This is a genomic window from Gudongella ferriphila (genome assembly GCF_046224405.1).
Classification (GTDB): Bacteria; Bacillota; Clostridia; order Tissierellales; family Tissierellaceae; genus Gudongella.
The window spans coordinates 82282-107465 of sequence record NZ_JBJXRK010000001.1 but is presented as its reverse complement, the minus strand read 5'-3'; the positions used below and the strand labels follow the sequence as shown (position 1 = coordinate 107465).

Annotated in this window: 28 protein-coding genes; 27 read left to right on the top strand and 1 reads right to left on the bottom strand. The window is 40.3% G+C overall.

Annotated features, from left to right (window positions below; genetic code table 11):
- Positions 1-16: 16 nt before the first annotated feature.
- The 24 genes from ACKVDP_RS00560 (at position 17) to ACKVDP_RS00445 (ending at position 21951) form a co-directional block, all read left to right on the top strand.
- Entirely contained in the window at positions 17-1144 is a 1128-nt protein-coding gene (locus ACKVDP_RS00560; RefSeq protein ID WP_409226858.1) for a hypothetical protein, read from the top strand.
- A gap of 11 nt (positions 1145-1155) precedes the next feature.
- Positions 1156-2229 (top strand): hypothetical protein, encoded by a 1074-nt coding sequence (locus ACKVDP_RS00555; RefSeq protein ID WP_409226857.1) that lies wholly within the window; start codon positions 1156-1158, stop codon positions 2227-2229.
- Positions 2230-2299: 70 nt separating this feature from the next.
- A complete protein-coding gene (locus ACKVDP_RS00550; protein ID WP_409226856.1) occupies positions 2300-2716 on the top strand; it encodes a phage holin family protein in 417 nt (138 codons plus the stop codon).
- Between the two features lie 28 nt (positions 2717-2744).
- Positions 2745-3440 carry an N-acetylmuramoyl-L-alanine amidase gene (locus ACKVDP_RS00545; protein WP_409226855.1) on the top strand — a complete coding sequence of 232 codons (696 nt, stop codon included), beginning with the start codon at positions 2745-2747 and terminating at the stop codon, positions 3438-3440.
- A 115-nt stretch (positions 3441-3555) separates the two neighbouring features.
- Entirely contained in the window at positions 3556-3801 is a 246-nt protein-coding gene (locus ACKVDP_RS00540; protein ID WP_409226854.1) for a hypothetical protein, read from the top strand.
- The gene (locus ACKVDP_RS00535) at positions 3776-4093 is read left to right on the top strand and encodes an rRNA biogenesis protein rrp5 (protein ID WP_409226853.1); all 318 of its coding nucleotides are present in this window, start codon (positions 3776-3778) and stop codon (positions 4091-4093) included. The genes ACKVDP_RS00540 and ACKVDP_RS00535 overlap by 26 nt, the downstream gene beginning before the upstream one ends.
- A complete protein-coding gene (locus tag ACKVDP_RS00530; protein WP_409226852.1) occupies positions 4086-5222 on the top strand; it encodes a DUF2800 domain-containing protein in 1137 nt (378 codons plus the stop codon). Before ACKVDP_RS00535 ends, ACKVDP_RS00530 begins: the two co-directional genes overlap by 8 nt.
- A 5-nt stretch (positions 5223-5227) precedes the next feature.
- Positions 5228-5779: a DUF2815 family protein gene (locus ACKVDP_RS00525; RefSeq protein ID WP_409226851.1), complete on the top strand. Its 552-nt coding sequence runs from the start codon at positions 5228-5230 to the stop codon at positions 5777-5779.
- Between the two features lie 70 nt (positions 5780-5849).
- The gene (locus ACKVDP_RS00520) at positions 5850-7790 is read left to right on the top strand and encodes a DNA polymerase (RefSeq protein WP_409226850.1); all 1941 of its coding nucleotides are present in this window, start codon (positions 5850-5852) and stop codon (positions 7788-7790) included.
- A 55-nt stretch (positions 7791-7845) separates the two neighbouring features.
- Entirely contained in the window at positions 7846-8061 is a 216-nt protein-coding gene (locus ACKVDP_RS00515) for an SHOCT domain-containing protein (protein ID WP_409226849.1), read from the top strand.
- 61 nt (positions 8062-8122) lie between these two features.
- On the top strand, positions 8123-9682 hold the full coding sequence (locus tag ACKVDP_RS00510; protein ID WP_409226848.1) for a recombinase family protein: 1560 nt from the start codon (positions 8123-8125) through the stop codon (positions 9680-9682).
- A complete protein-coding gene (locus tag ACKVDP_RS00505) occupies positions 9683-10099 on the top strand; it encodes a recombinase (RefSeq protein ID WP_409226847.1) in 417 nt (138 codons plus the stop codon).
- 1 nt (position 10100) lies between these two features.
- Positions 10101-11663, top strand: a complete 1563-nt coding sequence (locus tag ACKVDP_RS00500) for a recombinase family protein (RefSeq protein ID WP_409226846.1) — start codon at positions 10101-10103, stop codon at positions 11661-11663.
- Between the two features lie 204 nt (positions 11664-11867).
- Positions 11868-12443, top strand: a complete 576-nt coding sequence (locus ACKVDP_RS00495; RefSeq protein WP_409226845.1) for a TetR/AcrR family transcriptional regulator — start codon at positions 11868-11870, stop codon at positions 12441-12443.
- A gap of 25 nt (positions 12444-12468) precedes the next feature.
- Complete coding sequence (locus ACKVDP_RS00490) at positions 12469-12819, top strand: phasin family protein (protein WP_409226844.1); 351 nt, start codon at positions 12469-12471, stop codon at positions 12817-12819.
- A 99-nt stretch (positions 12820-12918) separates the two neighbouring features.
- Positions 12919-13785, top strand: a complete 867-nt coding sequence (locus tag ACKVDP_RS00485) for a DegV family protein (RefSeq protein ID WP_409226843.1) — start codon at positions 12919-12921, stop codon at positions 13783-13785.
- Between the two features lie 140 nt (positions 13786-13925).
- A complete protein-coding gene (gene ubiB / locus ACKVDP_RS00480) occupies positions 13926-15614 on the top strand; it encodes a 2-polyprenylphenol 6-hydroxylase (RefSeq protein WP_409226842.1) in 1689 nt (562 codons plus the stop codon).
- A gap of 43 nt (positions 15615-15657) precedes the next feature.
- Complete coding sequence (locus tag ACKVDP_RS00475) at positions 15658-16377, top strand: putative ABC transporter permease (RefSeq protein WP_409226841.1); 720 nt, start codon at positions 15658-15660, stop codon at positions 16375-16377.
- On the top strand, positions 16325-16864 hold the full coding sequence (locus ACKVDP_RS00470) for an HD domain-containing protein (RefSeq protein WP_409226840.1): 540 nt from the start codon (positions 16325-16327) through the stop codon (positions 16862-16864). The genes ACKVDP_RS00475 and ACKVDP_RS00470 overlap by 53 nt, the downstream gene beginning before the upstream one ends.
- Before the next feature lie 825 nt (positions 16865-17689).
- Entirely contained in the window at positions 17690-18682 is a 993-nt protein-coding gene (locus ACKVDP_RS00465; RefSeq protein ID WP_409226839.1) for an NAD-dependent epimerase/dehydratase family protein, read from the top strand.
- A 44-nt stretch (positions 18683-18726) separates the two neighbouring features.
- Positions 18727-20121 carry a flavocytochrome c gene (locus ACKVDP_RS00460; RefSeq protein ID WP_409226838.1) on the top strand — a complete coding sequence of 465 codons (1395 nt, stop codon included), beginning with the start codon at positions 18727-18729 and terminating at the stop codon, positions 20119-20121.
- Positions 20122-20170: 49 nt separating this feature from the next.
- Complete coding sequence (locus tag ACKVDP_RS00455; protein WP_409226837.1) at positions 20171-20644, top strand: ASCH domain-containing protein; 474 nt, start codon at positions 20171-20173, stop codon at positions 20642-20644.
- Between the two features lie 133 nt (positions 20645-20777).
- Positions 20778-21320: a GNAT family N-acetyltransferase gene (locus ACKVDP_RS00450; RefSeq protein WP_409226836.1), complete on the top strand. Its 543-nt coding sequence runs from the start codon at positions 20778-20780 to the stop codon at positions 21318-21320.
- Positions 21321-21534: 214 nt separating this feature from the next.
- Positions 21535-21951 (top strand): SRPBCC family protein, encoded by a 417-nt coding sequence (locus tag ACKVDP_RS00445; protein ID WP_409226835.1) that lies wholly within the window; start codon positions 21535-21537, stop codon positions 21949-21951.
- 61 nt (positions 21952-22012) lie between these two features.
- On the opposite strand, the gene ACKVDP_RS00440 is transcribed toward ACKVDP_RS00445, so the two are convergent.
- Complete coding sequence (locus tag ACKVDP_RS00440) at positions 22013-22411, bottom strand: DUF2703 domain-containing protein (protein WP_409226834.1); 399 nt, start codon at positions 22409-22411, stop codon at positions 22013-22015.
- Positions 22412-22595: 184 nt separating this feature from the next.
- Here ACKVDP_RS00440 and ACKVDP_RS00435 point away from each other — a divergent pair, with 184 nt between their 5' ends.
- The 3 genes from ACKVDP_RS00435 (at position 22596) to ACKVDP_RS00425 (ending at position 25183) form a co-directional block, all read left to right on the top strand.
- Positions 22596-23141 (top strand): chromate transporter, encoded by a 546-nt coding sequence (locus tag ACKVDP_RS00435; protein ID WP_409226833.1) that lies wholly within the window; start codon positions 22596-22598, stop codon positions 23139-23141.
- A complete protein-coding gene (locus ACKVDP_RS00430; RefSeq protein WP_409226832.1) occupies positions 23138-23722 on the top strand; it encodes a chromate transporter in 585 nt (194 codons plus the stop codon). Before ACKVDP_RS00435 ends, ACKVDP_RS00430 begins: the two co-directional genes overlap by 4 nt.
- A gap of 258 nt (positions 23723-23980) precedes the next feature.
- On the top strand, positions 23981-25183 hold the full coding sequence (locus ACKVDP_RS00425; RefSeq protein ID WP_409226831.1) for an efflux RND transporter periplasmic adaptor subunit: 1203 nt from the start codon (positions 23981-23983) through the stop codon (positions 25181-25183).
- Position 25184 lies beyond the last annotated feature (1 nt).

The window sequence follows — 25184 nt, the reverse complement described above, 5'->3', positions numbered from 1 at the left end:
GAAAGGAGGCGGTCCCTTGATTGAAATTTACGCAGGAGCAACCATGATTCAGTCCGTTAAGAAAGTCATCAGCTCAAACATTAGAGAAACCTTAGAGGGTGAATTTACCCTTTCATTTACTGTTATGGCAAAGTCTGCATTGGCCTTAAAAACTAGGCAAATTGCAAAACTAGATAATCAGTATTTTGAACTGGTCCAAATCAGTAAATCAATTCAAGGGAGCCTACCGGTCTGCTCTGTTCTTTGTGAGCATGTGTCTTATCTTTTGAACCATGAAATGTATCAAATAAGCAGTTTCGACTTCACGGGTGATCCTTCAGCAGGATTATCCCAGCTCCTTGCAGGCACTCCCTTTTCAGCTGGGATTGTGGATTTTACAGAGAGCGTCACGATGAAAATCAACCAGAAGGTTTCTAGGCGAGCTACCCTTATGCAGTTCATTGCTATTTTGGGTGGTGAAATCCAGTATGACGGTTACAACATTAATATTCGTAGCCATAGAGGCTCCACTGAATATATCCCTGTGATGGGTTCAAAGAATGTTACAAACGTGGCTGTATCCCACGATTCAAGGGAAAACGCATCATCCTATGACATTTCCTTTTTCAAACTGATGGATTTAGCAGTAGGCGATAATGTTCACATCATTTTCAATCCACTAGGGATCAATGTAAAAACCAGGATCATCTCCCTTGAATACAATCCCTTTTATCGATTTAACATCCGCGTTGAGGTGGGAAGATACAGACCCAGTATCTCTGATACCTTTTATCGCATTGAAAACTCCATTTCTAATGTTGGAAGCTCTGTGGATGATCTTCAAAATCAAGTGTATGACTTAGGTGTCTCCTACACCATTGTAAAAACCCTGTCTGTCGTTGATAACAAAATCAATGTGACCTATGAAGTGGAAAAAGGTGATACCCATCAGTATCATGCCGAGTATAGTTTTACCACAGATTCCAGCGGTCGAATAACGTCCATCACTTTAGAAGACATTTTCTCTGAGCTTCTCCTTAAAGAAGTCTCTTCGCTTTTGATTGATGCTGCAGCCTTTGAAGCAACCTATGCCGATGGCTCAACTGGAAGCTACACCTACTCCACTGATTCCAGCGGAAGAATTACCGCCATTGAGAAAGTTTAAGGAGGAAACCCATGAGCTATGATCGTAATTTTAATAACACCTTGGCCATCTGGACAGCTTTTGGCGGTAGAGGCAGCATTGTCCTTCCCATTCCTACCTTAAGCTGGAGCAAGAAATATTATAACAATTTTGGATACACCCAGTACGGTAGTGAAAGACAGATTAATGTCTATGATAACGGAAACGCTCAGATTGCAGTTTATTATGCCAAAACTCCCTACATGTCCTATTGGAACAAGACCACCAAACAATGGACCGTTGTCAGTGTTCCTTGGTGGAGTCATGGACAGCCTGAGATCCTTTATGCTGCAGATGGTGTCTTTATTGCTAAGATCGTGGGTCTCGCCAATATCATCGCATCCTTTGACGGAATTACCTGGCATAACGCTGGGTACTGTGCCGGCGCACAAAATGCTATGACTTGTGGTGCCTATGATATGGACAGAGGCTCTGGCGTGGTCAGCTGGTGGTACTATAAATCACCGGTTTATTATAGTTTCGATTCTCTTGAGGAAAGAACTGCCTGGACATTGGTTGGATCAGATGGAACTTCAGTCCCTATCTTTAAATACCTAACAAGACACAAAGGCTACTTTGTGGGAGTCGTTGGTGGCGACAAATCCATTGCAAGAGCCAGCACCTCATATCCTGGGAGCTGGTCAACCACCATTCCTGAGGATGTGAATGATACAAGATATATGTTCATCCGTTCCATCAACAATGTACTCTTTGTTATGAAGTTTAATTACACCAATGTGGGCGGCACTTATACCTACTATGTAAAGCTCTGTGTATTGAACGATGATGCCACAGAAATTACAGAAACCAATCTTTCCTGGACCGGAGATCTTGCCAATAACAATATCCCAAACCCAAGGAATATCATATGGATGCCCGATTGGGGGAAGTTCGCTCTCCTTAAGGAGTCTAGCCTTTGTGTATCAAATGATGGACTCACTTGGGAATGCTTGTATCAACCCGGCTTTACCACAAGTCAATACGATACTTTCGATGGTGCCATGCACATTCCAGGAGATGGCTTATATGCCAAAGCCAGCGGATATGTTTATTACGCGCCTTATTAGTTCCACTATGCGAACGCCTCTAACCAGGCGTTTTTTATATACACAATTTTTATGAAAGCGAGGAAATTACATGAGAGATATTTGGACATTTATTCAAATGGTCTTTGCTGCCATAGGTGGTTGGCTTGGCTGGTTTCTCGGAGGTTACGATGGATTTTTATATGCCCTGATTGCCTTTGTAGTCATTGACTATCTGCTTGGTGTCATGTGCGCCATAATCGAGAAGCATTTATCCAGTGACGTGGGTGCTCGGGGCATCTTTAAAAAAGTGGTGATCTTCTCTTTAGTTGGAGTGGCCCATATCATTGATCAGAACATCATCGGTGATGGTGGTGTTATCAGAACAGCAGTGATTTTCTTCTACCTATCCAATGAAGGAATCAGCATCATTGAAAACTCAACAAGAATCGGACTTCCTGTACCTGAGAAACTCAAAGAAATTCTTGAACAGTTAAAAGATGGTGGAGACAAGGATGGAACAAAGTAATGCGTGGCCATCTTGAAGGAGGAGAACAATGAACCTTAAAAAACTAATTTTTACAGAAAATGAATGCTATAAAGTGGGCAGGAAAATCAAACCGGGAGGCATTATGGTCCACAGCACCGGGGCTAACAATCCCTATCTCCGAAGGTATGTTGGTCCAGATGATGGCATCTTGGGAGAGAACCAGTATAACAACCACTGGAATCAACATAGGCCCAGTGGCAGACAAGTCTGTGTCCATGCCTTTATTGGGAAACTAAAAAATGGCACTATCGCTACCTATCAGACACTGCCTTGGGATCATAGAGGCTGGCATGCAGGTGGTGACGCAAATAATAGTCATATCGGATTTGAGATCTGTGAAGACAACCTGTCCGACGCCTCATATTTTAACTCGGTTTATAAAGAAGCCACAGAGCTTTGTGCGCATCTTTGCAAACTCTATAATCTGACTGAGAAGGACATCATCGGCCACTACGAAGGCTATCAAAAGAAGATCGCCAGCAATCATGGAGACCCTCGGCACTGGTTTTCTAGGCATGGAAAGAGTATGGATACTTTCAGGGCTGATGTTAAAAAGCTACTTATGGTTCCTGAAGCTTCCACACCAACTAAGAAGCTGTATAGGGTTCAGGTTGGAGCTTATAGCGTTAAGTCCAATGCGGATGCTATGTTGGCCAGAGTAAAAGCTGCTGGTTTTACAGATGCTTTTATCAAAATTGAATAATTGAGTCTTTGCCCTTGGAGGATTAAAAACTTCTGAGGGCATTATTTTTTTGTTATTTCACAAAACCGTCAGATTTCCGTTCATCTCATGGCTACCAGATAGAGGGGAGCAATTAATGACCCTTCAGAAAGAGGTGATGGATATGAAGCACAACTTAAAAATCAGTGTTTCCAAAATGCCACAGACAGGCGGAATCGTTACTTGCCGTAATGTCACCGTAAGGGAGCGCCTTCTACGTTTCCTCCTAGGAGATAAACAGCGTGTAACGATTCTGATTCCTGGAGACAGTGTCGAGGAACTTGCTATCTGTGAGACTACGAAAGGAGGGGATGAACTTGAGCAAAGTAAAGCTACTGCTTGATGTGGTAAACGATATGCGAAGCCTTGCAGACAGCATAGAAGTGGTTTGTAAGGCAATGACAGAAAGTGATGCTGTACCTAAAGAAGAAACTGCCACAAAGACAGAAACAGCAAAATCGCCGGAGATCCCACTTGAAAAAGTGCGCATGGTCCTTGCAGAAAAAAGCCAGCTTGGGTTTACTGCAGAAGTGCGGGAGATTATCGGTAAGTATGGTGCGGATAAATTGAGTGCTGTTGACAAGGCATACTATGCTGACATCTTGAAAGATGCGGAGGTTCTTGGCAATGGGTAATCACGCAATATTATCTGCATCTTCATCCCACAGATGGCTTCATTGTTTGCCGTCTGCAAGGCTTGAACTAGAGTTTGAAAATACCAGTGGAGAAGCAGCGAAAGCCGGTACTGCAGCACATGAACTCTCAGAACACAAACTGAAAAAGGCACTTCATATCAGAAGTAAGAGGCCCGTGTCAGAGTATGATTCAGATGAAATGGAAGAATGCACAGATGACTATGTTGCCTTTATTATGGAGCAGGTAGAACTTGCAAGAAAGTCCTGTACAGATCCTATCGTTCTAATTGAACAACGTCTTGATTTCTCCTGTTATGTGCCAGATGGATTTGGGACAGGAGATTGTGTAATCATCTCGGATGAAAGGCTTCACATAGTGGATTTCAAATACGGAATCGGCGTGGTTGTGGAGGCGGAGAACAATCCGCAGATGAAACTGTATGCACTAGGTGCTCTTGAGATTTATGACAGTCTTTATGACATCAAGGAAGTATCCATGACAATATTCCAGCCACGAAGAGAAAATGTCAGCACCTGGACTGTCCCGGTAGAAGAACTGAAAGCCTGGGCAGAAGAGGAACTAAAACCAAAGGCTGCAAAAGCCTATCAAGGTGAAGGTGAATATATTCCTGGCCCATGGTGTACTTTCTGCAGAGCGTCAACCAGATGCCGTGCAAGGGCTGATGAAAAGCTCAAACTGGCCCAGAAGGAGTTTAAGATGCCACCACTACTAACAGATAGTGAGATTGAGGAAATTCTAATGATTCTTCCTGATCTTACGAAGTGGGCCAATGAAATAACTGCTTATGCGACAGATGCGGCAGTTAACCACGGGAAAGAGTGGAGTGGCTTTAAAGTTGTGGAAGGTCGCTCAGTTCGCAAGTACAAAGATGAAGATGCTGTAGCAGAAAAAGCTGTAGAAAGTGGATATAAGGACATTTACCGTAAGAGCCTTATTCCTTTGACGGAGATGCAAAAACTGATGGGTAAAACCAACTTTGAGGAAATACTCAGTGGCCTCATAATCAAACCACCGGGAAAGCCAACGCTTGTTCCTAGCTCAGATAAAAGAGTGGCTATGAACGTAACGAACGCAAAAAACGAGTTTAATGAAATTATGGAGGATTGATCATTATGAAAAACAATACGAATAGAACTAAGGTTATTACAGGTGTGAACACAAGACTTTCTTACTTCCACGGCTGGGAGCCGGTTTCCGTCAACGGTGGTGCTGAAAAATACAGCGTATCCGTACTCATTCCAAAGGACGATACGGAAACCATTAACGCAGTAAATGCCGCCATTGATGCAGCTATTGAAGAAGGCATCTCTAAGTTTGGTGGTAAGAAGCCCAACAAGGCTGCCATAAAAATTCCTCTGCGTGATGGGGATGTGGAGCGCGATGACGAGGCATATAAAGGGCATTATTTTATCAATGCCAACAGTAAAACCCCTCCACAGATTGTGGACAAGAGCGTAAAGCCAATCATGGATCGTGGTGAGGTGTACAGTGGTTGTTATGCCAGGGTTTCTCTGAATTTTTTCGCATTCAATTCCAACGGAAATAAGGGTGTGGCTTGCGGACTTGGCAACATTCAAAAGATTAAAGATGGCGAGCCTCTTGGTGGAAAGAGCTCAGCAGCAGATGACTTTACTACTTTTGCAGAGGACGACTTCCTTGCCTAATAGAAATGGCCATTTGAAGGTGGTGGGGGTATTTCCTCTGCCACCTATTTTTTAGGAATGGAGGCATGCTATGAAGAATCTTGAAATCGATATAGAAACATATTCATCTGTCAATTTACAAAAGAGTGGTGTTTACAGTTATGTAGAGGCAGATGATTTTGAAATACTGCTCTTTGGATATTCTATTGATGGCGGGGAGGTTACAGTGGTTGATCTTGCAAAAGGGGAAAGGATCCCACAAAAGATACTGGATGCCTTAACAGATGAAGAGGTAACCAAGTGGGCGTTTAATGCTCAGTTTGAGCGCGTCTGCCTATCCAGATATCTTGGTTATCCGTATGGAGAATATCTAAGTCCATCATCATGGAAATGCTCAATGGTATGGTCTGCCTATATGGGGCTTCCATTATCCCTAGTAGGTGTTGGCGCGGTTCTAGGCCTTGAAAAACAAAAGCTTATAGAAGGTAAAGACCTTATTAGATATTTTTGTGTACCATGCACACCTACCAAAACAAATGTTGGTAGGACTCGTAATCTACCAAGTGATGATGAAGAGAAGTGGCAGAGGTTTAAGGAGTATAACAAGCGAGATGTTGAAGCGGAAATACAGATCCAACAAAGACTTCGTAAGTTTCCTTTACCGGATGAAATATGGAGTGAGTACCATCTTGACCAGGAAATCAATGATCGCGGCATCAAGGTAGATATGGACTTTGTAAAACATGCCATCGCTATAGATGAAATTTCCCGCACCAAGCTGATGAATCAGATGCAGGAAATAACCGAACTTGATAATCCAAACTCAGTTCAGCAGATGAAGGACTGGCTTTCTGAAAATGGTCTAGAAACAGACACCCTCGGTAAAAAGGCCGTAGCTGAGCTATTGAATGATGCACCGGAGCATTTGGCTGAGGTGCTTAAGCTCCGTCAGCAACTGGCAAAGTCATCCGTAAAGAAATACACAGCAATGGAGAATGCAGTGTGTGAAGACTCAAGGGCCAGAGGAATGTTTCAATTCTACGGTGCTAACAGGACCGGTCGCTTTGCTGGAAGGCTTGTGCAATTGCAGAACCTACCGCAAAATCATATATCGGATTTAAAAGAGGCTCGAGGCATAGTAAAAAGTGGTAATTTTGAAGCCCTTGAATTGCTCTATGAAGATATACCAGATACGCTTTCACAGCTTATCCGCACAGCTTTTATACCAAAAGATGGCTGTAAGTTTATTGTTGCCGACTTTTCTGCCATTGAGGCTCGGGTCCTGTCATGGCTTGCGGGCGAAGAATGGAGAAATGAAGTATTCGCAAGTGGCGGAGATATTTATTGTGCATCCGCATCACAGATGTTTAATGTCCCTGTAGAAAAGCATGGTGTGAACGGTCATTTAAGGCAGAAAGGTAAAATTGCAGAGCTGGCCCTTGGATATGGTGGATCAGTGGGTGCTCTAAAAGCGATGGGAGCGCTTGAAATGGGACTTACAGAAGAAGAACTGAAGCCACTTGTGAATGCCTGGAGGCAGGCCAATCCATACATCGTAAAATTCTGGTGGGATGTGGATAGAGCAGCTAAGAAATGCATCAAGGTGAAAAGGCCTCAAGAAACACAAAACATTAAGTTTTACTACAGGAGTGGAATGCTCTTTATCATTCTTCCTTCTGGCAGGCAGCTTGCGTATGTTAAACCTCAGATGGGTGAAAACATCTTCGGTGGTGAATCAGTCACTTACGAAGGCATCGGTGCTACAAAGAAATGGGATCGACTTGAAAGTTATGGACCTAAATTTGTGGAAAATATTGTCCAAGCAATCTCTCGTGATATTTTGATGGTTGCCATGCAGACCCTAAGCTCTTACCGCATTGTGGCTCATGTGCATGATGAAGTTATTATTGAAGCCGATCCCAGTATGTCACGTGATAGGGTATGTCAGCAGATGAGTAAAGTCCCTCCTTGGGCGAAGGGACTCATCCTTGATGCCGATGGTTATGAATGCGAATTTTATAAGAAAGATTAGTTAAACAATCAGATTTCACCTCTTGCCGTGGCTACCAGGTAGGAGGTGTTTTTTTATGAAGATTATTGAAGTAAAGGATGGCTGCCCGATCAAGGGTGAAACAGAAGCTATGACGGAAGAACAGTTACAGAGAGAATATGACTTTTATATAGCAGAGAGCATTATCAAAATGCTCCATAAAGAGGGCAAGATTACAGAGGATGAACTACACAAAATATCAGCGTTAAACCGACAGAAATTCTCACCAAAGTTGGCCGACATTATGTCCTAAATCACTTGCTATTAGTGGCTTTTAGAGTGATATATGTAATGAACGAAAGCGAGGTGAGACAATGAAAAAGATAACGAAAATTGATGAAATATCCAAATCACAATCATCAAATATTAAACTTCGAGTGGCGGCTTATGCCAGGGTTTCAACAGATAGTGATGAACAGATGGTAAGCCTTAAAGCCCAGCGGGAACACTATGAAAAATACATTAAATCCAATCCAGAATGGGAATTTGCAGGGCTTTATTATGACGAAGGGATATCAGGGACCAAGAAGGAAAAAAGGCCTGAACTTCTCCGCATGATTCGTGATTGTGAAAATGATCGGATTGATTTTATTATCACCAAATCCATCAGCCGTTTTGCACGTAATACCACGGATTGCTTAGAACTGGTAAGGCAGCTCTTAAATATCGGTGTCTTCATTTATTTCGAGAAAGAAAATCTGAATACGGGTGACATGGAAAGTGAATTGATGCTTTCTATTTTATCCGGGTTTGCCGCAGAAGAGTCTGCATCGATTTCTCAAAACACCACATGGTCCATCAACAAAAGATTTCAAAATGGAAACTACATTATTGGCAGTCCACCTTATGGCTATGCCAATGTAAATGGTGAGATGGTTATTGTTCCAGAAGAAGCAGAAATAGTTAAACGCATTTTTTCAGAGTGCCTTGCAGGCAAAGGCGGCAGTGTTATTGCAAAGGGCCTTAACAGGGACAAGATTCCTGCAAGAAGAGGTAATCATTGGAGCACAGGAACAGTGATTGATATGCTCCGAAATGAAAAATACAAAGGGGATGCGCTTTTCCAAAAGACTTACACGGATAACAACTACAATCGACGACCTAATAAAGGTGAGAAAGACCAATTTTACTGCAAGAATCATCACGAGCCGATCGTCAGCAGAGAAGTGTTTTCTAAGGCACAAAAGCTGATAACACAAAGAGCGAAGAGCAAAACTGTTAACAAAAATGTTTATCAAAATAGATATGTATTAAGCGGCAAAATCATCTGTGGAGAGTGTGGGTCCACGTTTAGGAGAAAAACAAACTACTCTGCTGGCAGAAGTTATATCGCCTGGAGCTGCATAGGGCATATTGAAGATAAAAATAGCTGTTCTATGCTGTTTCTGCGTGATGGAGAGCTAAAGGCAACCTACGCAACAATGCTGAATAAGCTTGCCTTTAGTAGAAAGATCATATTAGAACCGTTATATAAGGCTATAAGTCAAATAGACGAAAAAAGTGATCTGGAGAGAATTAATGCAATAGATAATAGATTAGAGCAATTGACAGAAGAGCGTAATACTCTAGTCGGATTGATGACAAAGGGTTTTCTTGAACCAGCGCTATTTAGGAAAGAACGCAATGTTTTGGATAGAGAAATAAATAGCCTGACTACAGAAAAAACAAATTTGGTCATGGCATTTACAGACGGTACATCACAAGCAGATGAAGTGAAGTCGCTTCTAGATTATGTGGCGGAACAGGACTTTATTGGTGAGTATACTGAAGAAGCATTTGAAAAATATGTTCAGAACATCATAGTAAATACAAGGGATGAACTGACATTTAAGATGAAATGTGGACTTTCCCTGAAAGAGGAGGTGGTGAGATAAATGGCTTATATACCTTATGGATACGAGGTGATAGAAGGCGTCGTTACTGTTAATGAAGAGAAAGCTAATCAGGTTAGAATATTCTTTGAAAAATACATTTCAGGGCTTTCCTTAGCTGTAGCCGGTGAGCAGGCGGGGATTGAAAAGACACATTCATCAATGGGGCTTATTCTGAAAAATATTCAATATCTCGGGAATGATGTGTACCCAGCGATCATCGACGAAGAAACCTTTTATAGGGCTGAGGAAGTTAGAGAAAAACGCGCTAAGGACTTAGGGCGAATTGTAGAACTTGCTGCGTTTACTGCTCCATCGCCAATTGAAAGATTCAAGATGAAAAAAGCAAATAACAAGCTTCCAGATGATCCAGTAATGCGAGCTGAGTACCTGTATAGTCTGATAGAAAGCGAGGTTTAAATTGGCAGAGAAAAATATAACTGTAATTCCAGCACGAAAAAGGGTCGGAAGTACCGCTGCAAAAGAAAAAGTAAAGAAACTTCGTGTTGCTGCTTATTGCCGCGTTTCTACAGAAACGGAAGAGCAGAACTCCAGCTATGAGGTGCAGGTTGCTCATTACACCGAATTTATAAAGAAAAATGCTGAATGGGAGTTTGCAGGCATATTTGCAGATGACGGTATTTCAGGCACTAACACGAAAAAACGAGAAGAGTTCAATCGCATGATTGAGGAGTGCATGGAGGGGAACATCGATCTGGTTATTACAAAATCCATCAGTCGATTTGCCCGTAACACTCTGGATTGCCTAAAATACATTAGACAGCTCAAGGATAAGAACATTTCAGTGTTTTTCGAGAAGGAGAACATCAACACAATGGATGCCAAGGGGGAGGTGCTGCTTACCATTATGGCATCCCTCGCACAGCAAGAAAGCCAGTCGCTCAGCCAAAATGTAAAGCTTGGACTTCAATATCGATATCAACAGGGGAAAGTTCAGGTCAACCACAATCGTTTTATGGGGTACACAAAAGATGATGAAGGCAACTTGGTCATTGTTCCTGAAGAGGCTGAAATCATAAAGCGCATTTACAGAGAATACCTTGAGGGCAAAAGCCTGGCGGGCATTGGTAGGGATCTTGAGGAGGACGGTATTTTAACAGCTGCCGGAAAACCAAGGTGGCGACCGGAAACCATAAAGAAAATTCTCTTGAACGAAAAATATATCGGTGATGCCCTTTTACAGAAGACCTTCACCGTAGATTTTCTTACAAAGAAAAGAGTCAAGAATGAAGGTCATGTCCCACAGTATTACGTTGAAAATAGCCATGAGGCGATTATCCCAAAGGAACTATTTTTACAGGCGCAGGAGGAACTTCATCGCAGGAATAATATTTACACGGGTACAGAGAAGAATAAAAGAATTTACAGCAGCAAATATGCCTTGAGCACCATAACTTTTTGCGGGGAATGCGGGGATATTTACAGACGGGTCTATTGGAATATACGCGGTAGAAAAGAGTTTGTTTGGCGATGCGTCACAAGAATCGAGCAAGGTCCCGAAGTCTGCAGGAACCGAACTGTAAAAGAAGGTGATTTATATGATGCGGTTATGACGGCAATAAATAAGCTCCTTGCCGGTGGGGACAACATAATAAGAACCTTGGAAGAAAACATCCATGCAGTAATTGGCGACACCACAGAGTACAAGATCTCAGAGATAAACACCTTGCTTGAAGAAAAGCAGAAAGAAGTAATCAACCTCGCCAACAAAGGAAAGGATTACGAATTCTTAGCTGATGAGATTGATAAGCTCCGTGAAGAGCGACAGAGCCTCCTTGTGGAAGATGCATCCTTAAGTGGAGAGAATGAGAGGATAGGTGAGCTGATAGGATTCATCCGCAAGAACAAATATCGAACTCTACTCTATGATGATACTTTAGTAAGGAAACTGATCCAAAACGTCACGGTGTACGAAGAGCACTTTGTGATAAGCTTTAAATCTGGCATTGAGATAGAAGTATGAAAAACGGACCCCAATAGCCCATGACTCTAGAGTAGAGTTGTGGGTTTTTACTTTTGTTCAGAATCCTCACATAGTATATAGATTAGGGATTTGAATTAGAAGTTATCAATTTGGTTATGTCAATTTGATTATTGACAAACACATCAAAAAATAGTACCATAAGAATAAATCGGACGAACGACCGAATTGTGAGGTGTTGATATTGTGCTTACTAGAACAAATGAACGAACTCAACCAGAGAAAATCTTATTAGCAGCTTACACCTGTATATCGACTAGAGGTTATGCGAATGTTTCAATGAGAGATATTGCTGATGAAGCAGGAGTCGTTTTAAGCCAGTTAAATTATTACTTCAAAAATAAGGAGGGGTTGTTTAAAGAAGTTGTAGGAATGATGACTTCAAAGTATTTAAAGGAGATTGAAGCAACATTGGAGCAGGAAAGTACACCCCAGAAAAAAGTAAAAGGCCTGATTAATTACTTTAAAAATATGTTGCAGCATAATCCGGAACTTTTTAGATTGCTCTATGATTTTACGGGTTTAGCTATTTGGTCACCTGTATTCAGTAGTCTGCTTAGTGAATTGTTCAAAGATTTATCGGACATGATTGAGAAGTATATTTTTAACGATCTTCAATTAAAGGAATTAAAAGGCTATTCTACAAAAGACTTGTCTCGCTTGATTTTGGGGTCGATGTTTGGTACTGGTATTCAGGTTTTGCTTGATCAAGATGAAAAATTGCCAGAAACATTAAATGCTATGCAAATTTTATTTGATTAAATTCATGAAAGTGAGGTATTTTGTTATGTCGGGATTAATTGAAAAGTCAGTCAATTTAGGGTTAGGGTTGTTTTCTTACTCTAGAGAAAAAATTGAAGATGTGGTTGATGAGTTGGTGAATAAAGGTGAAGTGGCTAGGAAAGACGCTAAGGATCTGGTTAATGATTTAGTGAAAAAAGGCGAAGAACAACGTGAAGATTTTAAGAAAATGGTCAAGGATGAAATTTTAGATGCACTAGAAGCAAAAGATATTGCTCGCAAAGAAGATCTCATGCGAAAAGATGAGTTCAGAAAAATTGTAAGAGAAGAGTTGATTGATATATTAAATGAGAATGAAATAGCCACAAAGAAGGATATAAGCGAACTAAAAAAATAAGATTTAGATTGATCAGTTAAAAGACAGAGCAATGGCAGGTTCTTAGATATCGTCTATGTTTTTTAGCTGGGTTGTCTATTATTTGGAGAGGGGTTTGAAATGGGAATTGTTATAGTTACTGATTCAAATTGCGATTTGCCCGTTGAATATATTTCTCAAAATAATATACATGTTATTCCATTTACATTTGTACTAAATGGAATAAATTATATAGATGATTTTGGGAAATCTTTAAGTTATAAAGAATTTTACGACGAAATTCGAAATGGAAGTATGCCAACAACTGCTCAGATTACTGCTTTTACTTTTGAAAATGAATTTAGAAGTTTTGTTTCAAAAGGAGATTCAGTTATTTATATAGGTTTTTCTTCAGCACTTAGTGAAACTTTTAATGGTTCTGTCCTAGCTAGAAATGGGATAATGGAAGCAAACCCAGAAGCAGATATAACAGTGATAGATTCGAAAAGCGCCTCTATCGGCCAGGGTTTATTAGTGTATTATGCGTGCGAAATGTTAAAACAAGGAAAATCTAAAGAAGAAATCGTAGAGTGGATTGAGTCAAATAAACTCAATGTAAATCACTGGTTTACTATAGACAATTTGGAACACCTAAAAAGAGGTGGACGAATATCAGCAACTAGTGCAGCTATAGGTGGATTGCTTGATGTTAAACCGGTTTTAAATGTTTCAAATGATGGAAGATTAGATGTTGTAAAAAAAATTAGAGGAAGAAAAAAAGCAATTAAGACTTTATTTGAGGAATATAAAATTCGCGTAACTAAACCGGAAGAACAAATAATATTCATCACCCACGGTGATTGTATTGAAGATGCAGAGTATCTGAAATCTCTGATTTTGAGTGAGACAGTGCCCAAAGATATAGTTATAAATAGTTTGGGACCAGTTATAGGGACACATACAGGACCAGGGATGGTGGGTGTATTTTTTTTAGGAAAAGAAAGATAGTTATGATGTCTATTCCGTTAAGAATTAAAAATGTATATTAGCTTACAGACGTTAAGCAGATATAGATGACAGAGTTTCTATCAATCTATATCTGCAATTTTTTAGCAAAAAAGAGTGATTGGACTGAGTGGGGATAAAAGATGGCGGTTAGTAAACATAGAAAATTCAAGAGATCAACACAAATTGTCAAAATATTTGCAAACCATGGATTTGGCGCATTAATGGATAGATTAGGAATTTTAAAATATCTTAAAATAAAGATGCAAACCAAAGAATTTACAGAAAGGGAAATTTCAAAATTATCAATTGGGGAGAGGCTGAGATTATCTTTTGAAGAGTTGGGGCCGACATTTATAAAACTAGGTCAAATCATGAGTACTAGACCAGATTTATTGCCTCGTGAGATCATACATGAAATGGAAAAACTTCAAGATGCAGTAGCCCCGTTTTCAATAAGCGATGTAAAGGAAGTAATAGAATTTGAGTTAGGAGATAAACTTGAAAATATATTTAGAGAGTTTAAAGAGAAACCTATAGCGGCAGCTTCTATTGGGCAAGTTCATCGTGCAAAATTATTATCAGGTAAAGCTGTGGTAGTAAAAGTTCAAAGACCTAATATCGAAAAAAATATTGAGCTTGATTTGGGTATCCTTAAGGATTTAGCAGATTTTGTAGATAATCGAACCAAGTTTGGGAAACTTTATAGTTTCAGTAAAATGGCTGAAGAATTTGAGACTACCATAACGAATGAACTAGACTTTAGACTTGAAGGCGAAAATGCAGAAACGTTTAAAGTGAATTTTAAGGATGAAGCAAATGTAATAGTTCCAGATATTAGTTGGATTCATACAACGAGTCGTGTACTTACAATGGATGAAATCAAAGGAACTTCTCTAAAAAACTTTGAAGAGCTAGATCAATTAGGGTTAGATAAAAAAATAATAGCAAGAAATTTAGCCAACTCTATTTTATATCAGATATTGAGAGATGGTTTTTTCCACGGGGATCCTCATCCGGGGAATATAATGGCGCTCGAAAATAATAAAATAGCTTTTTTAGATTTGGGTATGATAGGACAACTGAGCCCTCATAGGAAAAACCAGTTCTTGAAAATGTTGATGGGAATAACCCTGAAAGATAGTAAGCTTATTGTTCAAGCGATTGTTGAACTTGATGCAATATCAGAAAGTATCAATATGAGAAAGTTGGAAAAAGATATTGATCGATTAAGAGATCAAGTTTTGTCGGTTCCATTGAGTCAAATAAAGATAGGTGAAGTTTTTAATGAAATTTTTGATTTAGCATTTTCTTATAATATTATGATTCCAGGGGAATTCACAATGCTTGCTAAATCCCTTATAACTTTGGAAGGATTAGTTGAGAAATTGGACCCTGATCTTAATGTCCTGGAAATTGCCGAACCTATTGCAGGAAAGTTGATTTTCACTTTGATTTCCCCTGAGAAAATAGGCCGGGAAATTTTGAGTGGTGCTATGGATTATGGTAATCTAGTTCGAAAGTTTCCATCTGTCTTTTTAAATTTTCTAGGTAAGGTTGAACATGATGACTTTACAATACAAATTAAGGTGAAAGAGGCAGAACGATATGCGCAAAAAATTGATAGATCCTTCAGCCGGCTATCAATCAGCCTAGTGTTTCTATCTTTAAGTATAGTAATTGCGGGAACAATCATTGGACTAAGTTTAATTGGTATGGAAGCGGCTGATTTTATAATGGTCTTAAGTATGATACTAAAAGGTAGCCTTTTCCTGGCGGCAATTACCTTTGCAGCACTGATTATTGCAATTTTTAGATCAAAACGAACATAATTTGATAAATGGATGTAATTAACTATAGAGGTGAAAAATTAATATGGCAGTTGATGTGATACTTTTTTTTGCGATTTATTCATTTTTAGGTTGGGTAATGGAAACTTTATTTGCAAGTATGGAACACAGAAAGTTTATCAATAGGGGATTCCTTAAAGGACCCTTTACACCTATATATGGATTTGGTGGAATTATTATTGTTTCTTACTTTAATTGGAGTCCATTTTTTTTAGAGGATAAATCATTATTGTTGATGATAAATTTGATTGTTTCAATATTATTAGTTACAATATTGGAGTTTGTCACTGGATTTGTATTGGAAAAAATATTCCATGAAAAATGGTGGGATTACAGCTATAATTTCTTGAACATTAAAGGGTATATATGCATTAAATACTCAATGTTATGGGGAATGCTTGCCTTTGCATTAATTCAAATAGTCCATCCAATTATCATAAATTTAACGCGCACTATTCCTGTTCAGTTTAAAGAATATGTTGCTATCATTTTTGTTGTTTGTTTTATTATTGATACTATAAAATCTATTGTTGATATATTGGATTTAAGAAAAACAATTCTCCTTTATTCTGAACTATCGGTACACGTGTACAAAAATAAGATTATAAAATATAAAAGGATCTTTCTTGCTTTCCCTAAATTACTGTTCTTAAATGCAGGTATTATAAATCGCGATGTGAGGAGGATTTTGAATGGCAGAGTCGATAAAATCAAAACTGAGTTTAAAAATAAATTTTACACTTGAAAAAGAATATTGTGATTGCGTGTGGGATTTGATTGATCATGAAAAGGTAAAATTAATGAAAAAATATATGCAACATGGAGATATAAGCTGTTACGATCATAGTCTGCATGTGTCTAATATAAGTTTCCGGTTGTGTAAGAAACTGGGGCTGGACCCCTGTTCTGCAGCAAGAGGTGGACTTCTTCATGATTTGTTCTTGTATGACTGGCACACTGATAACAAATCTTACACAGGGCTACATGGACTTGTTCATCCAGGCATAGCACTGAAAAATGCTAATGAGTATTTTTCTCTGAATAATATTGAAAAGGATATAATTGAAAAACATATGTGGCCATTAACATTAAGGCTACCCAAATATAAGGAGTCTTATGTCGTCCTAATGGTAGATAAATATTGTGCTCTTTTTGAGACGTTGAATCTAATAAGCAAAAAAATACTAATCAACTTAAAACAGTTATTAGATAATATTTCTAAAAACTTATAGAGTTAATAAATAGAAGTATAAAATTGTTTTTGAGACAACTGAGTTTTGATATCGTAAAAGAATCTATTAAAAGCTAAGCAATAATAATGTCAATGAACTGGTAATTCCTACAAATGAAAGAATTACTGCTGGTTTATCTGTGGGAGATAAAAAATCACAGTTGATATGTTCCCATAAACGAAAGCCAATATTGGATATGTTTCCATCTACGAGCTTGGATATGTTCCCAACAACAACAGGGGTTGAAAACGTACTCTTGATAGCTATTCCCTCATCTCAAAACATATCGAGGTCGTCGTCAAATTGAGTCACCGGGGACGGTTCTGCTGACTCATTCGGGGACAAATTGAGTCACCGGGGACGGTTCTCCTGACTCATTTGACCAATAGGCACTGTTAACTTTGTATTGTTGAAAGAAGAGGGTGGTATTATGAATATCTTTATTAATGAAAAAGCCAAGGACTATGTTATAAACAGAGGGTTCGCAGCAATAGTTGTTGACGCCCAGCTAACCAACATATGCTGAGGTAGAGTCTATCTTCCCAACGTGTATTTGGGAAATGTGGAAAAAACCGATCAGTTTGAATGCTATGAGGTTAATGAACTGAAGGTCTTTGTCAATAGAAGGTTGGATATCAAGCCAACCGGTCTAAAAATATTCACAACTGGATTTCTGTTCTTCAAAACCATCGATGTCTCTGGAGTTCAAGTGATTTGAGTCATTGGGGACGGTTCTGCTGACTCACCGGTAGGTGGATGATAAGCCAATAATAGTGCTAGGATAAACAGGGTAGATATTTTTTAGGAATAATTAAGGAGACCTCTATGGAAAAGCTCTATTTAGTAACAGGTGCTGCAGGTCATTTAGGAAGTGTAGTCACGGAGCAATTGATTGAGAGAGGGGATCATGTCCGTGCCCTTTTATTGCCCAGTGAAAAGAACATTCCTGAGATGGCAGAGATAAAATTCGGCAATCTATGCAATAGGGAAAGTATAGTCCCTAGTTTTGAAAACCTGGATGGACGTGAGTTGGTTGTAATCCATTGCGCTGGAATAGTTTCAATAGCTTCGAAACTCAACCCAGCTGTATTTGATGTGAATGTGACTGGAACAAAGAATATTGTAGATCTGTGTAAGGAATACAATGTCTCAAAATTAATTTACGTCAGTTCGGTTCATGCCATCCCTGAAAAATCCAAGGGCGAAATAATCACAGAGACAACTGAATTCAACCCGAACATGGTTGTGGGATTATATGCAAAGACAAAGGCGGAAGCAACAGCATATGTCTTGGATGCCGCTAAACAGGGATTAAATGCTTGCGTAGTCCATCCCTCAGGCATAATTGGGCCTTATGACAAGGGGAGGGGACATACCACAACCCTGGTAATCGATTATTATAAGCAGAGGTTAGTATCAGGGGTAAATGGTGGATATGACTTTGTTGACGTGCGCGACGTGGCAAAGGGTATCATTGCCGCCTGTGATAAGGGAAGACAAGGCCAGTGTTATATTCTTTCAAACAGATTCTTCAAGGTCAGGGAAATTTTTGATATGCTGCATGAAATAACCGGCAAAAGAAAGATAAGAACTTACCTGCCTCTTTGGTTTGTAAAGCCTACATCTGCCCTAGCGGAGTTGTATTATAAAATATTGAAACAGACACCCCTATTTACGGCATATTCGCTTTATACACTTAATTCAAATGCTTTGTTTTCACATGATAAAGCTACAAGAGAGCTAGATTACACCACAAGAGACATGAAGGAAACGCTGAAGGATACTGTAGATTGGCTAAAAGATACAGGTAGAATTTGAGTCATTGGGGACGGTTCTGCTGACTCAATATCAGGAGGTGAAACATGAGTGAACATTACGCTTGGTATAAACAGGTTGACGTTCTTGTTGTAGGAACTGGCTTTGCCGGCCTGACAGCTGCAATTGAAGCTAAAGAGGCAGGAAAGGAAGTCATTGTAATTGAGAAAATGAAGGCAGCTGGTGGGAATTCCATTATAAGCGATGGTGGAATAGCCGCCCCTGAAACCCTGGTGCAAAAGAAGCAGGGAATAGAGGATAGTGAGCAGCTTCTGTATGATGATATGATTAGTGCAGGTCTTGGACTGAATCATCCCAAGTTGCTGAGAACCTTTGTAGCCAATGCTAGGGATGCATTTCAATGGACAGTTGATTACCTAAAGGTGCCCTATATGGACAGGGTGGACCTGTTTGGAGGACACAGCGTTCCCAGGTGCCACACACCAGAGGGAATTACGGGAAATACGATCCTTGAAAGAATGCTTAGTAAAATTGAAGAGCTAGGTATCCCCATACTCTATAGCACCTTTTTCAAATCTCCTATAACTGATGATAATGGTTCCGTGATAGGATGCTCAGTATACAAGGAATATGACTACAGGATCGATACTGGAGAGCTTGGCCATATTAGGACAAAAAATGGAATAATACTTGCTTCTGGTGGCTATGGAGCAGATGTTCAGTTCAGGTCAATACAGGACCCAAGATTGGATGAAAGCATCCTAACTACCAATAAGCCCTTTGCAACGGCTGAGGTGTTAAAGTCAGCCCTGAGCATAGGTGCTGCATCTGTTCAGCTGTCACATATCCAGTTGGGAGCCTGGGCTTCCCCTGATGAACCGGGCTTTGGACATGGTCCAATGTTTGCCGACTATATTGTATTTAAACATGGCATAGTCGTTGATCCAAAATCAGGGAAGAGAATAGTCAATGAACTTGGAGACCGAAAGCGGTCAGCTGATGCCATTTTGGCAACAGGGCATCCATGCTTGGGGATAGCCGATCACAAAGCGGTTGAAACATCAGGATGGGACATATCAAAGGCAATAAACAAGGGTGTGGTTAAGGTTTTTGACACCGTGGAAAGCCTGGCATCCTTTTATGATGTAGAGCCTGAATCACTTAAGGATACAATCAAGCGCTATAACGTTTTTATACATAAGGGGAATGATGATGACTTTGGAAAGCCTGTTGTTGATGATGCAAAAGGCATTCAGAACCCACCCTATTACGCCATGAGACTGTGGCCAAAGGTTCACTTCACAATGGGTGGCCTCAGGATAAATGAGAAAGCCCAGGTGCTGGATTTTGACGGTAAAATCATTGATGGACTCTATGCAGCAGGGGAGATCGCTGGAGGTGTGCACGGGGCCAGTCGTCTGGCAAGCTGTGCCATAACAGAATGCATAGTATTTGGAAGGATTGCAGGACAGAACATTTGATTTGAGTCAAAAAGAACCGTCCCCATTGACTCACCGAGGGAGGTAAAGCATGACAAATATTAATAAATCAGTACTTGAGATGTGGGAGAAGTATTTAAGATCAATCGGAGAAGACCCTGAAGGGACAGACCTGACATATGAATCCTGGTACTTCTGCGACAATGAGGAGGATGCCAATGAGCTGGCCCAGTTGGTACTGGAAGGAACAAAAAGAGCTACAGCATCCCTGTACAGGAGCTATGAATTTGAGAATGAAAAAGTACCCGAAGTAGGTCAACATGTAATCATTACCGATTGGGACGGGATTGCAAAATGCATAATCAAGAGCAGCAAAGTCACCATTCTACCTTTCAGGGATATAACAGAAGAGCATGCCAGGATTGAGGGTGAGGGAGACAAATCCCTTAAATACTGGAGAGAGGGACATATAAGATTTTTCACCAGGGAATGCCAGGTCATGGGGCTGGAATTTAACGAGGATATGCTAGTTGTATTTGAGGAATTCAAAGTTGTTTACCCTTAAAAGCTTAAGAATTCTTTCCCTTAAATCAAAAATAACCGTCCCTAATGATTCGCTGGAGCGTGTCATAATCGTGTGATATAATTTAAGTGTAATCCATTAAGGATGAATAAAATACAAAAGTGGGAGACGAAATATGCTTGTATTCAGAAAATCAACAATTTTTGATATTGATGCCATTGTACAGATTGCCAATGATGGCAAGGAGCTGCTTAAAAATAATGGAATCGACCAATGGCAGAAAGGCACTTACCCTGATCGAAAGCTTTTTATTCAGGATGTTGAAGATGGCTTGGGATATGTTGTTACTGACAATGATGAAGTAGTTGCAGTATGTGCAGTGACTTTCACAGAGGAGGCTTCCTATAGACACCTGATTTCAGGAAACTGGAAAACTGCTGACAACGCTGTTTATGCAACCATACATCGGGCTGCAGTGGCACGGAAGCATCAAGGCAAGAATTTAACGGGATTTTTGCTTGATTCCGTTGCAAGGCTTGCAGCTGAAAAAGGCGCAGTAAGTGTAAGGGCAGACACTCATCCTGACAACGCTGCAATGAACGGGGCGATGCAAAAGGCAGGCTTCGAGAAGTGCGGTAAATTTTTTATTCAGGAGGGTGACGAAGCTGGAGGACTGAGATACGGCTATGAAAGAGTAATCACTAGCGAAAATCCATAAGGGCTTCGGAAGAACGATAGGATTGATATTTGAGATTTTGGGTATTTATTGCATGTATATAGATATAGCAGCGACAATGGGGATAGAACATAGTTAGAGCAAAACAGGCCAGAGGAGTGAAGTCTGGATATGCTCTTATCTTGTGATATCCTTTTTATATTTTTGGGTGGGTATTGGAATATGAGGGTCCGTGGATTTAAAGGAGGCACTAGATATGGAGAAACAAAAGATTGTTGTTCAGGCAACGGTAAATCAGACTGTAGATAAGATTTGGGAGTATTTAAATCTTCCGGAGCACATTACCAAATGGAACAGTGCATCTGAAGACTGGCATACACCTAGAGCCGTAAATGACCTTCGGGTAGGAGGCCAATTCAACTATAGAATGGAGGCCAAGGACGGAAGCTATGGATTTGATTTTTCCGGCAAGTACCATGAGGTGGAACTGAACAGAAGAATCGCATACACCCTGGATGATGGTAGAAAGGTATTGATTGAGCTAGAACCGGTTGAGGCCGGTGTGAATGTAAAGTATACATTCGAGGCTGAAGAATCCAATTCCATGGAAATGCAGCGGTCAGGCTGGCAGGCAATTCTTGATAACTTCAAGAAATACTCGGAAATGCAGTAATTGCTGAGGAATATATGAAATACCAGAATTCAAATCAATGAATTCTGGTATTTTGCTTTTTTTAACCTTTTCGCTTTCGTACCTTCAACCCCAATGACTTTGCCACAGCTTCCCTAATGGCAATCCTGGGAACGTCGTCATATTTCCTGCCCTTGTAATAAACCGCCCTGCAATAGGTTTCTGAGCCCACAAGGTCTGAGCAGGATTTGCAATAGTTGTCGACTACCCTTATCTTGATGATTTTTTCAATGGGAACACCATTTAAGAGGATCAGATTGGATTCTTGGATCTTGGCTTCATCAAGCTTGGTTTCCATTAGCTTTACCTGATATCCAAGTGAATTCAATTTTCTGTTTAATAGCCTTGTTTCCTCCACCAAACTGGCTCCCGTCTGGCTGCAGCGTTCACAGGTTTCCCCTTCCACATCAAGGTGTCTCCATTCTATAACTAAGGTCTTCATAGTGAACCTCCCATTTGTATCTGATATGTATGCCCTCCACTCAATCATACACCTGGACTCCCGCCAATTCAACAGATAGTATTAATTATCTTAATAATTACCAATTCATATGCATATTCCTTGGAAATATTGTACAATAAAATAAGAGGCATAATAAATGACTAATTGACAAAGGGTGATGGACATGAGGGAGTTGTGGGAAATTTTCGTCTCGTTTTTCAAGATGAGTGCAGTAACCTTTGGAGGTGGCTATGCAATGCTGCCCATACTTCAAAGGGAAATTGTTGAAACAAAAAAGTGGATGACAGAGGAAAGAATAATAGATTACTACGCCGTTAGTCAAGGACTTCCAGGGATTATTGCGGTCAACGTGGCAATCTTCATAGGAAAGGAACGAAAGGGTATCCCCGGAGGAATTGCTGGAGCTCTGGGAATTGTAGGACCCTGCCTTTTTATAATCACCTTTATAGCCGCATTTCTAAGCAACTTTCAAGACAACCCAATTGTCAGGAATGCCTTTGCCGGAATTGCTGTATGCGTCTCAGCACTTATACTTAACTCGGTGATCGGCCTTTGGAAAAAGGGAGTGGTGGACAAGACAGGAATAACAGTGTTTGCAATAGTATTCATAGGAATGATGGCAACTGGACTTTCACCTATAGTGCTTATTGTGGCCTCGGCAATCTTCGGCATAGTCTCAAGAAAGCTGGCAGGAGGTGCGCTTAAATGATTTTTGCGAAACTGTTCTATGAGTTCCTAAAGATTGGATTTTTCACAATTGGAGGTGGAATGGCAACAATACCATTCCTTCAGGATTTATCCGAATCAACCGGTTGGTACTCAATATCGTTTATTGCAGACATGGTTGCAATATCAGAGTCCACCCCTGGTCCAATCGGCATAAATATGGCTACATATGTAGGGTACAATGTGGCTGGGATACTGGGAGGTGTCATAGCAACCCTTGGACTTGTCCTTCCATCCATTATTATAGTATCAGTTGTGTCAGGATATCTTGAAAGATTCAGAAAAAGTTCCCTTGTGGAGAACATATTCTATGGATTGAGACCGGCTGTGACTGGACTTATTGCAGCTGCAGGTGTTGAAATTGTTAGAATAGCTGTTCTAAATACCGAGCTGTTCAATGCCACAAATGAAATGAGCGATCTTCTTGACTGGAGGAAGGCGCTGTATTTTGTTATCATTTTTTATCTTATAAGAAGATTCAAGAAGCATCCTGTTGCCTACATAGCATTATCTGCAGTGATAGGAATAGCATTTGGATTCGCAAATCAGTCTTACCTTGGGTGAAGCTTGTACATTGACAGGCTTCATCTTTTGATTTTCATAGATCCATTGAATGGCTAACAAATGTTTATATTTACAAAAATAAGAGACTGATTCAGGTTTTAAAGGAACTAAGCCGGGTATTTATCTTAATGACAGATTAAAGCAAGAATAAAATAACCAGATCCGCTTCAATGCTTACATATAGCTGAACTTTCGGTGAGTTTTTGACTTGAATAGATCTCGGATCAAAATTTTCAAGACCTAGAAATGGAGGTAGCCATGAAAAAGAAATTAGTGATTGCATTTGTTGTATTTACAGCTGTGGCAGTGGCAATATTTTATTTCTTAACTGTGGGAAACGTCGGTAGAAGGTATAATACTGCCCAGGTTGAGAAGGGAGAATTGGGGAGGTCTGTCCAGGACAGTGGAAGGGTAAGCTCAAGAAACATCAGAAAATATTACGGAAACAGCGCAAATAAAGTAGAATCCCTAAAGGTCCAGCTGGGAGACCAGGTTAGAAGTGGGCAGCTTTTGATTGAGTTCGAGGACAACCTGGATCTGGAAATCAAAAAGGTGGAGAAGCAGATAGAGGCTCTGGAGGCTACATACTCAGATGCAACTTCAGGTACCAATATCGAAAGCATAAATAGCGCAAAGATTGAAATTGCACGAATCAACGGGAATATTGAGTTGGCAACAAAGAATAGGGACAGAATTCAGGAGTTGTACAACAATGGAGCTGTATCCCTAGTGGAGCTGGAGCAGGCACAGAATAATCTGGCACAGCTGCAAAGCAGTCTAGGGGTAGCCCAGAACAACTACAATCAGCTGATCAAAGGAGTTTCAGGAAGCACCAGAAAAAGATACGAAGCAGAAATAGACGTTCTTCTTCTGACCCTTGAGTCACTTGAAAAAAGCAGGGATGATTCCAAGATCTATTCAGACATAAATGGCATAGTAACAGAGGTGAACACATTTGCTGGAGATGTCCCTTCAGCAGGATTGATGATACTTGAGATACAGGATCCGTCTGACAAGGTTGTTCTGGTGGATTTCATGGTTGAGGACGCACTCCTTATAGAGCCTGGCATGAGGGCCTTGATCATTGACGAGAAGGTTGGAGTGGACATGGATAATTTGGAGGTCGGCAGGGTATATCCCAAAGCCTTCATAACAATGTCAGAGCTTGGAGTTCAGGAGAACCGACAAACTGTGGAGATTGGTCTCCCACAGAATGCTGGAAATCTATCCTATGGACTTGAGCTCCGGACAAGGGTTATTGTTGATGAGTCTGAAGAAACCTTGTTGATACCAAAGGCTGCCGTCTATGTGAGAAATGGCAATAACTATGTACAGGTTCTGGAGGACGGAAAGCCTATTGAAAAGGAAATTGTTACAGGTCTTGAGGATGGCAACCGTATAGAGGTGACAGAAGGCTTGGCCGAAGGGGAAGAGGTAGTTCTCAACTATATGGAAGACTGAT

Excerpts from the sequence above, each read along its gene's own strand:
- ACKVDP_RS00470 (WP_409226840.1), top strand. The coding sequence starts at position 16,325 with ATGGCAGAGTCGATAAAATCAAAACTGAGTTTAAAAATAAATTTTACA.
- ACKVDP_RS00475 (WP_409226841.1), top strand. The coding sequence starts at position 15,658 with ATGGCAGTTGATGTGATACTTTTTTTTGCGATTTATTCATTTTTAGGT.
- ACKVDP_RS00465 (WP_409226839.1), top strand. The coding sequence starts at position 17,690 with ATGGAAAAGCTCTATTTAGTAACAGGTGCTGCAGGTCATTTAGGAAGT.
- ACKVDP_RS00430 (WP_409226832.1), top strand. The coding sequence starts at position 23,138 with ATGATTTTTGCGAAACTGTTCTATGAGTTCCTAAAGATTGGATTTTTC.
- ACKVDP_RS00555 (WP_409226857.1), top strand. The coding sequence starts at position 1,156 with ATGAGCTATGATCGTAATTTTAATAACACCTTGGCCATCTGGACAGCT.
- ACKVDP_RS00520 (WP_409226850.1), top strand. The coding sequence starts at position 5,850 with ATGAAGAATCTTGAAATCGATATAGAAACATATTCATCTGTCAATTTA.
- ACKVDP_RS00440 (WP_409226834.1), bottom strand. The coding sequence starts at position 22,411 with ATGAAGACCTTAGTTATAGAATGGAGACACCTTGATGTGGAAGGGGAA.
- ACKVDP_RS00435 (WP_409226833.1), top strand. The coding sequence starts at position 22,596 with ATGAGGGAGTTGTGGGAAATTTTCGTCTCGTTTTTCAAGATGAGTGCA.
- ACKVDP_RS00425 (WP_409226831.1), top strand. The coding sequence starts at position 23,981 with ATGAAAAAGAAATTAGTGATTGCATTTGTTGTATTTACAGCTGTGGCA.
- ACKVDP_RS00540 (WP_409226854.1), top strand. The coding sequence starts at position 3,556 with ATGACCCTTCAGAAAGAGGTGATGGATATGAAGCACAACTTAAAAATC.
- ACKVDP_RS00515 (WP_409226849.1), top strand. The coding sequence starts at position 7,846 with ATGAAGATTATTGAAGTAAAGGATGGCTGCCCGATCAAGGGTGAAACA.
- ACKVDP_RS00550 (WP_409226856.1), top strand. The coding sequence starts at position 2,300 with ATGAGAGATATTTGGACATTTATTCAAATGGTCTTTGCTGCCATAGGT.
- ACKVDP_RS00545 (WP_409226855.1), top strand. The coding sequence starts at position 2,745 with ATGAACCTTAAAAAACTAATTTTTACAGAAAATGAATGCTATAAAGTG.
- ACKVDP_RS00490 (WP_409226844.1), top strand. The coding sequence starts at position 12,469 with ATGTCGGGATTAATTGAAAAGTCAGTCAATTTAGGGTTAGGGTTGTTT.
- ACKVDP_RS00445 (WP_409226835.1), top strand. The coding sequence starts at position 21,535 with ATGGAGAAACAAAAGATTGTTGTTCAGGCAACGGTAAATCAGACTGTA.
- ACKVDP_RS00460 (WP_409226838.1), top strand. The coding sequence starts at position 18,727 with ATGAGTGAACATTACGCTTGGTATAAACAGGTTGACGTTCTTGTTGTA.
- ACKVDP_RS00510 (WP_409226848.1), top strand. The coding sequence starts at position 8,123 with ATGAAAAAGATAACGAAAATTGATGAAATATCCAAATCACAATCATCA.
- ACKVDP_RS00450 (WP_409226836.1), top strand. The coding sequence starts at position 20,778 with ATGCTTGTATTCAGAAAATCAACAATTTTTGATATTGATGCCATTGTA.
- ACKVDP_RS00530 (WP_409226852.1), top strand. The coding sequence starts at position 4,086 with ATGGGTAATCACGCAATATTATCTGCATCTTCATCCCACAGATGGCTT.
- ACKVDP_RS00485 (WP_409226843.1), top strand. The coding sequence starts at position 12,919 with ATGGGAATTGTTATAGTTACTGATTCAAATTGCGATTTGCCCGTTGAA.
- ACKVDP_RS00525 (WP_409226851.1), top strand. The coding sequence starts at position 5,228 with ATGAAAAACAATACGAATAGAACTAAGGTTATTACAGGTGTGAACACA.
- ubiB (WP_409226842.1), top strand. The coding sequence starts at position 13,926 with ATGGCGGTTAGTAAACATAGAAAATTCAAGAGATCAACACAAATTGTC.
- ACKVDP_RS00505 (WP_409226847.1), top strand. The coding sequence starts at position 9,683 with ATGGCTTATATACCTTATGGATACGAGGTGATAGAAGGCGTCGTTACT.
- ACKVDP_RS00455 (WP_409226837.1), top strand. The coding sequence starts at position 20,171 with ATGACAAATATTAATAAATCAGTACTTGAGATGTGGGAGAAGTATTTA.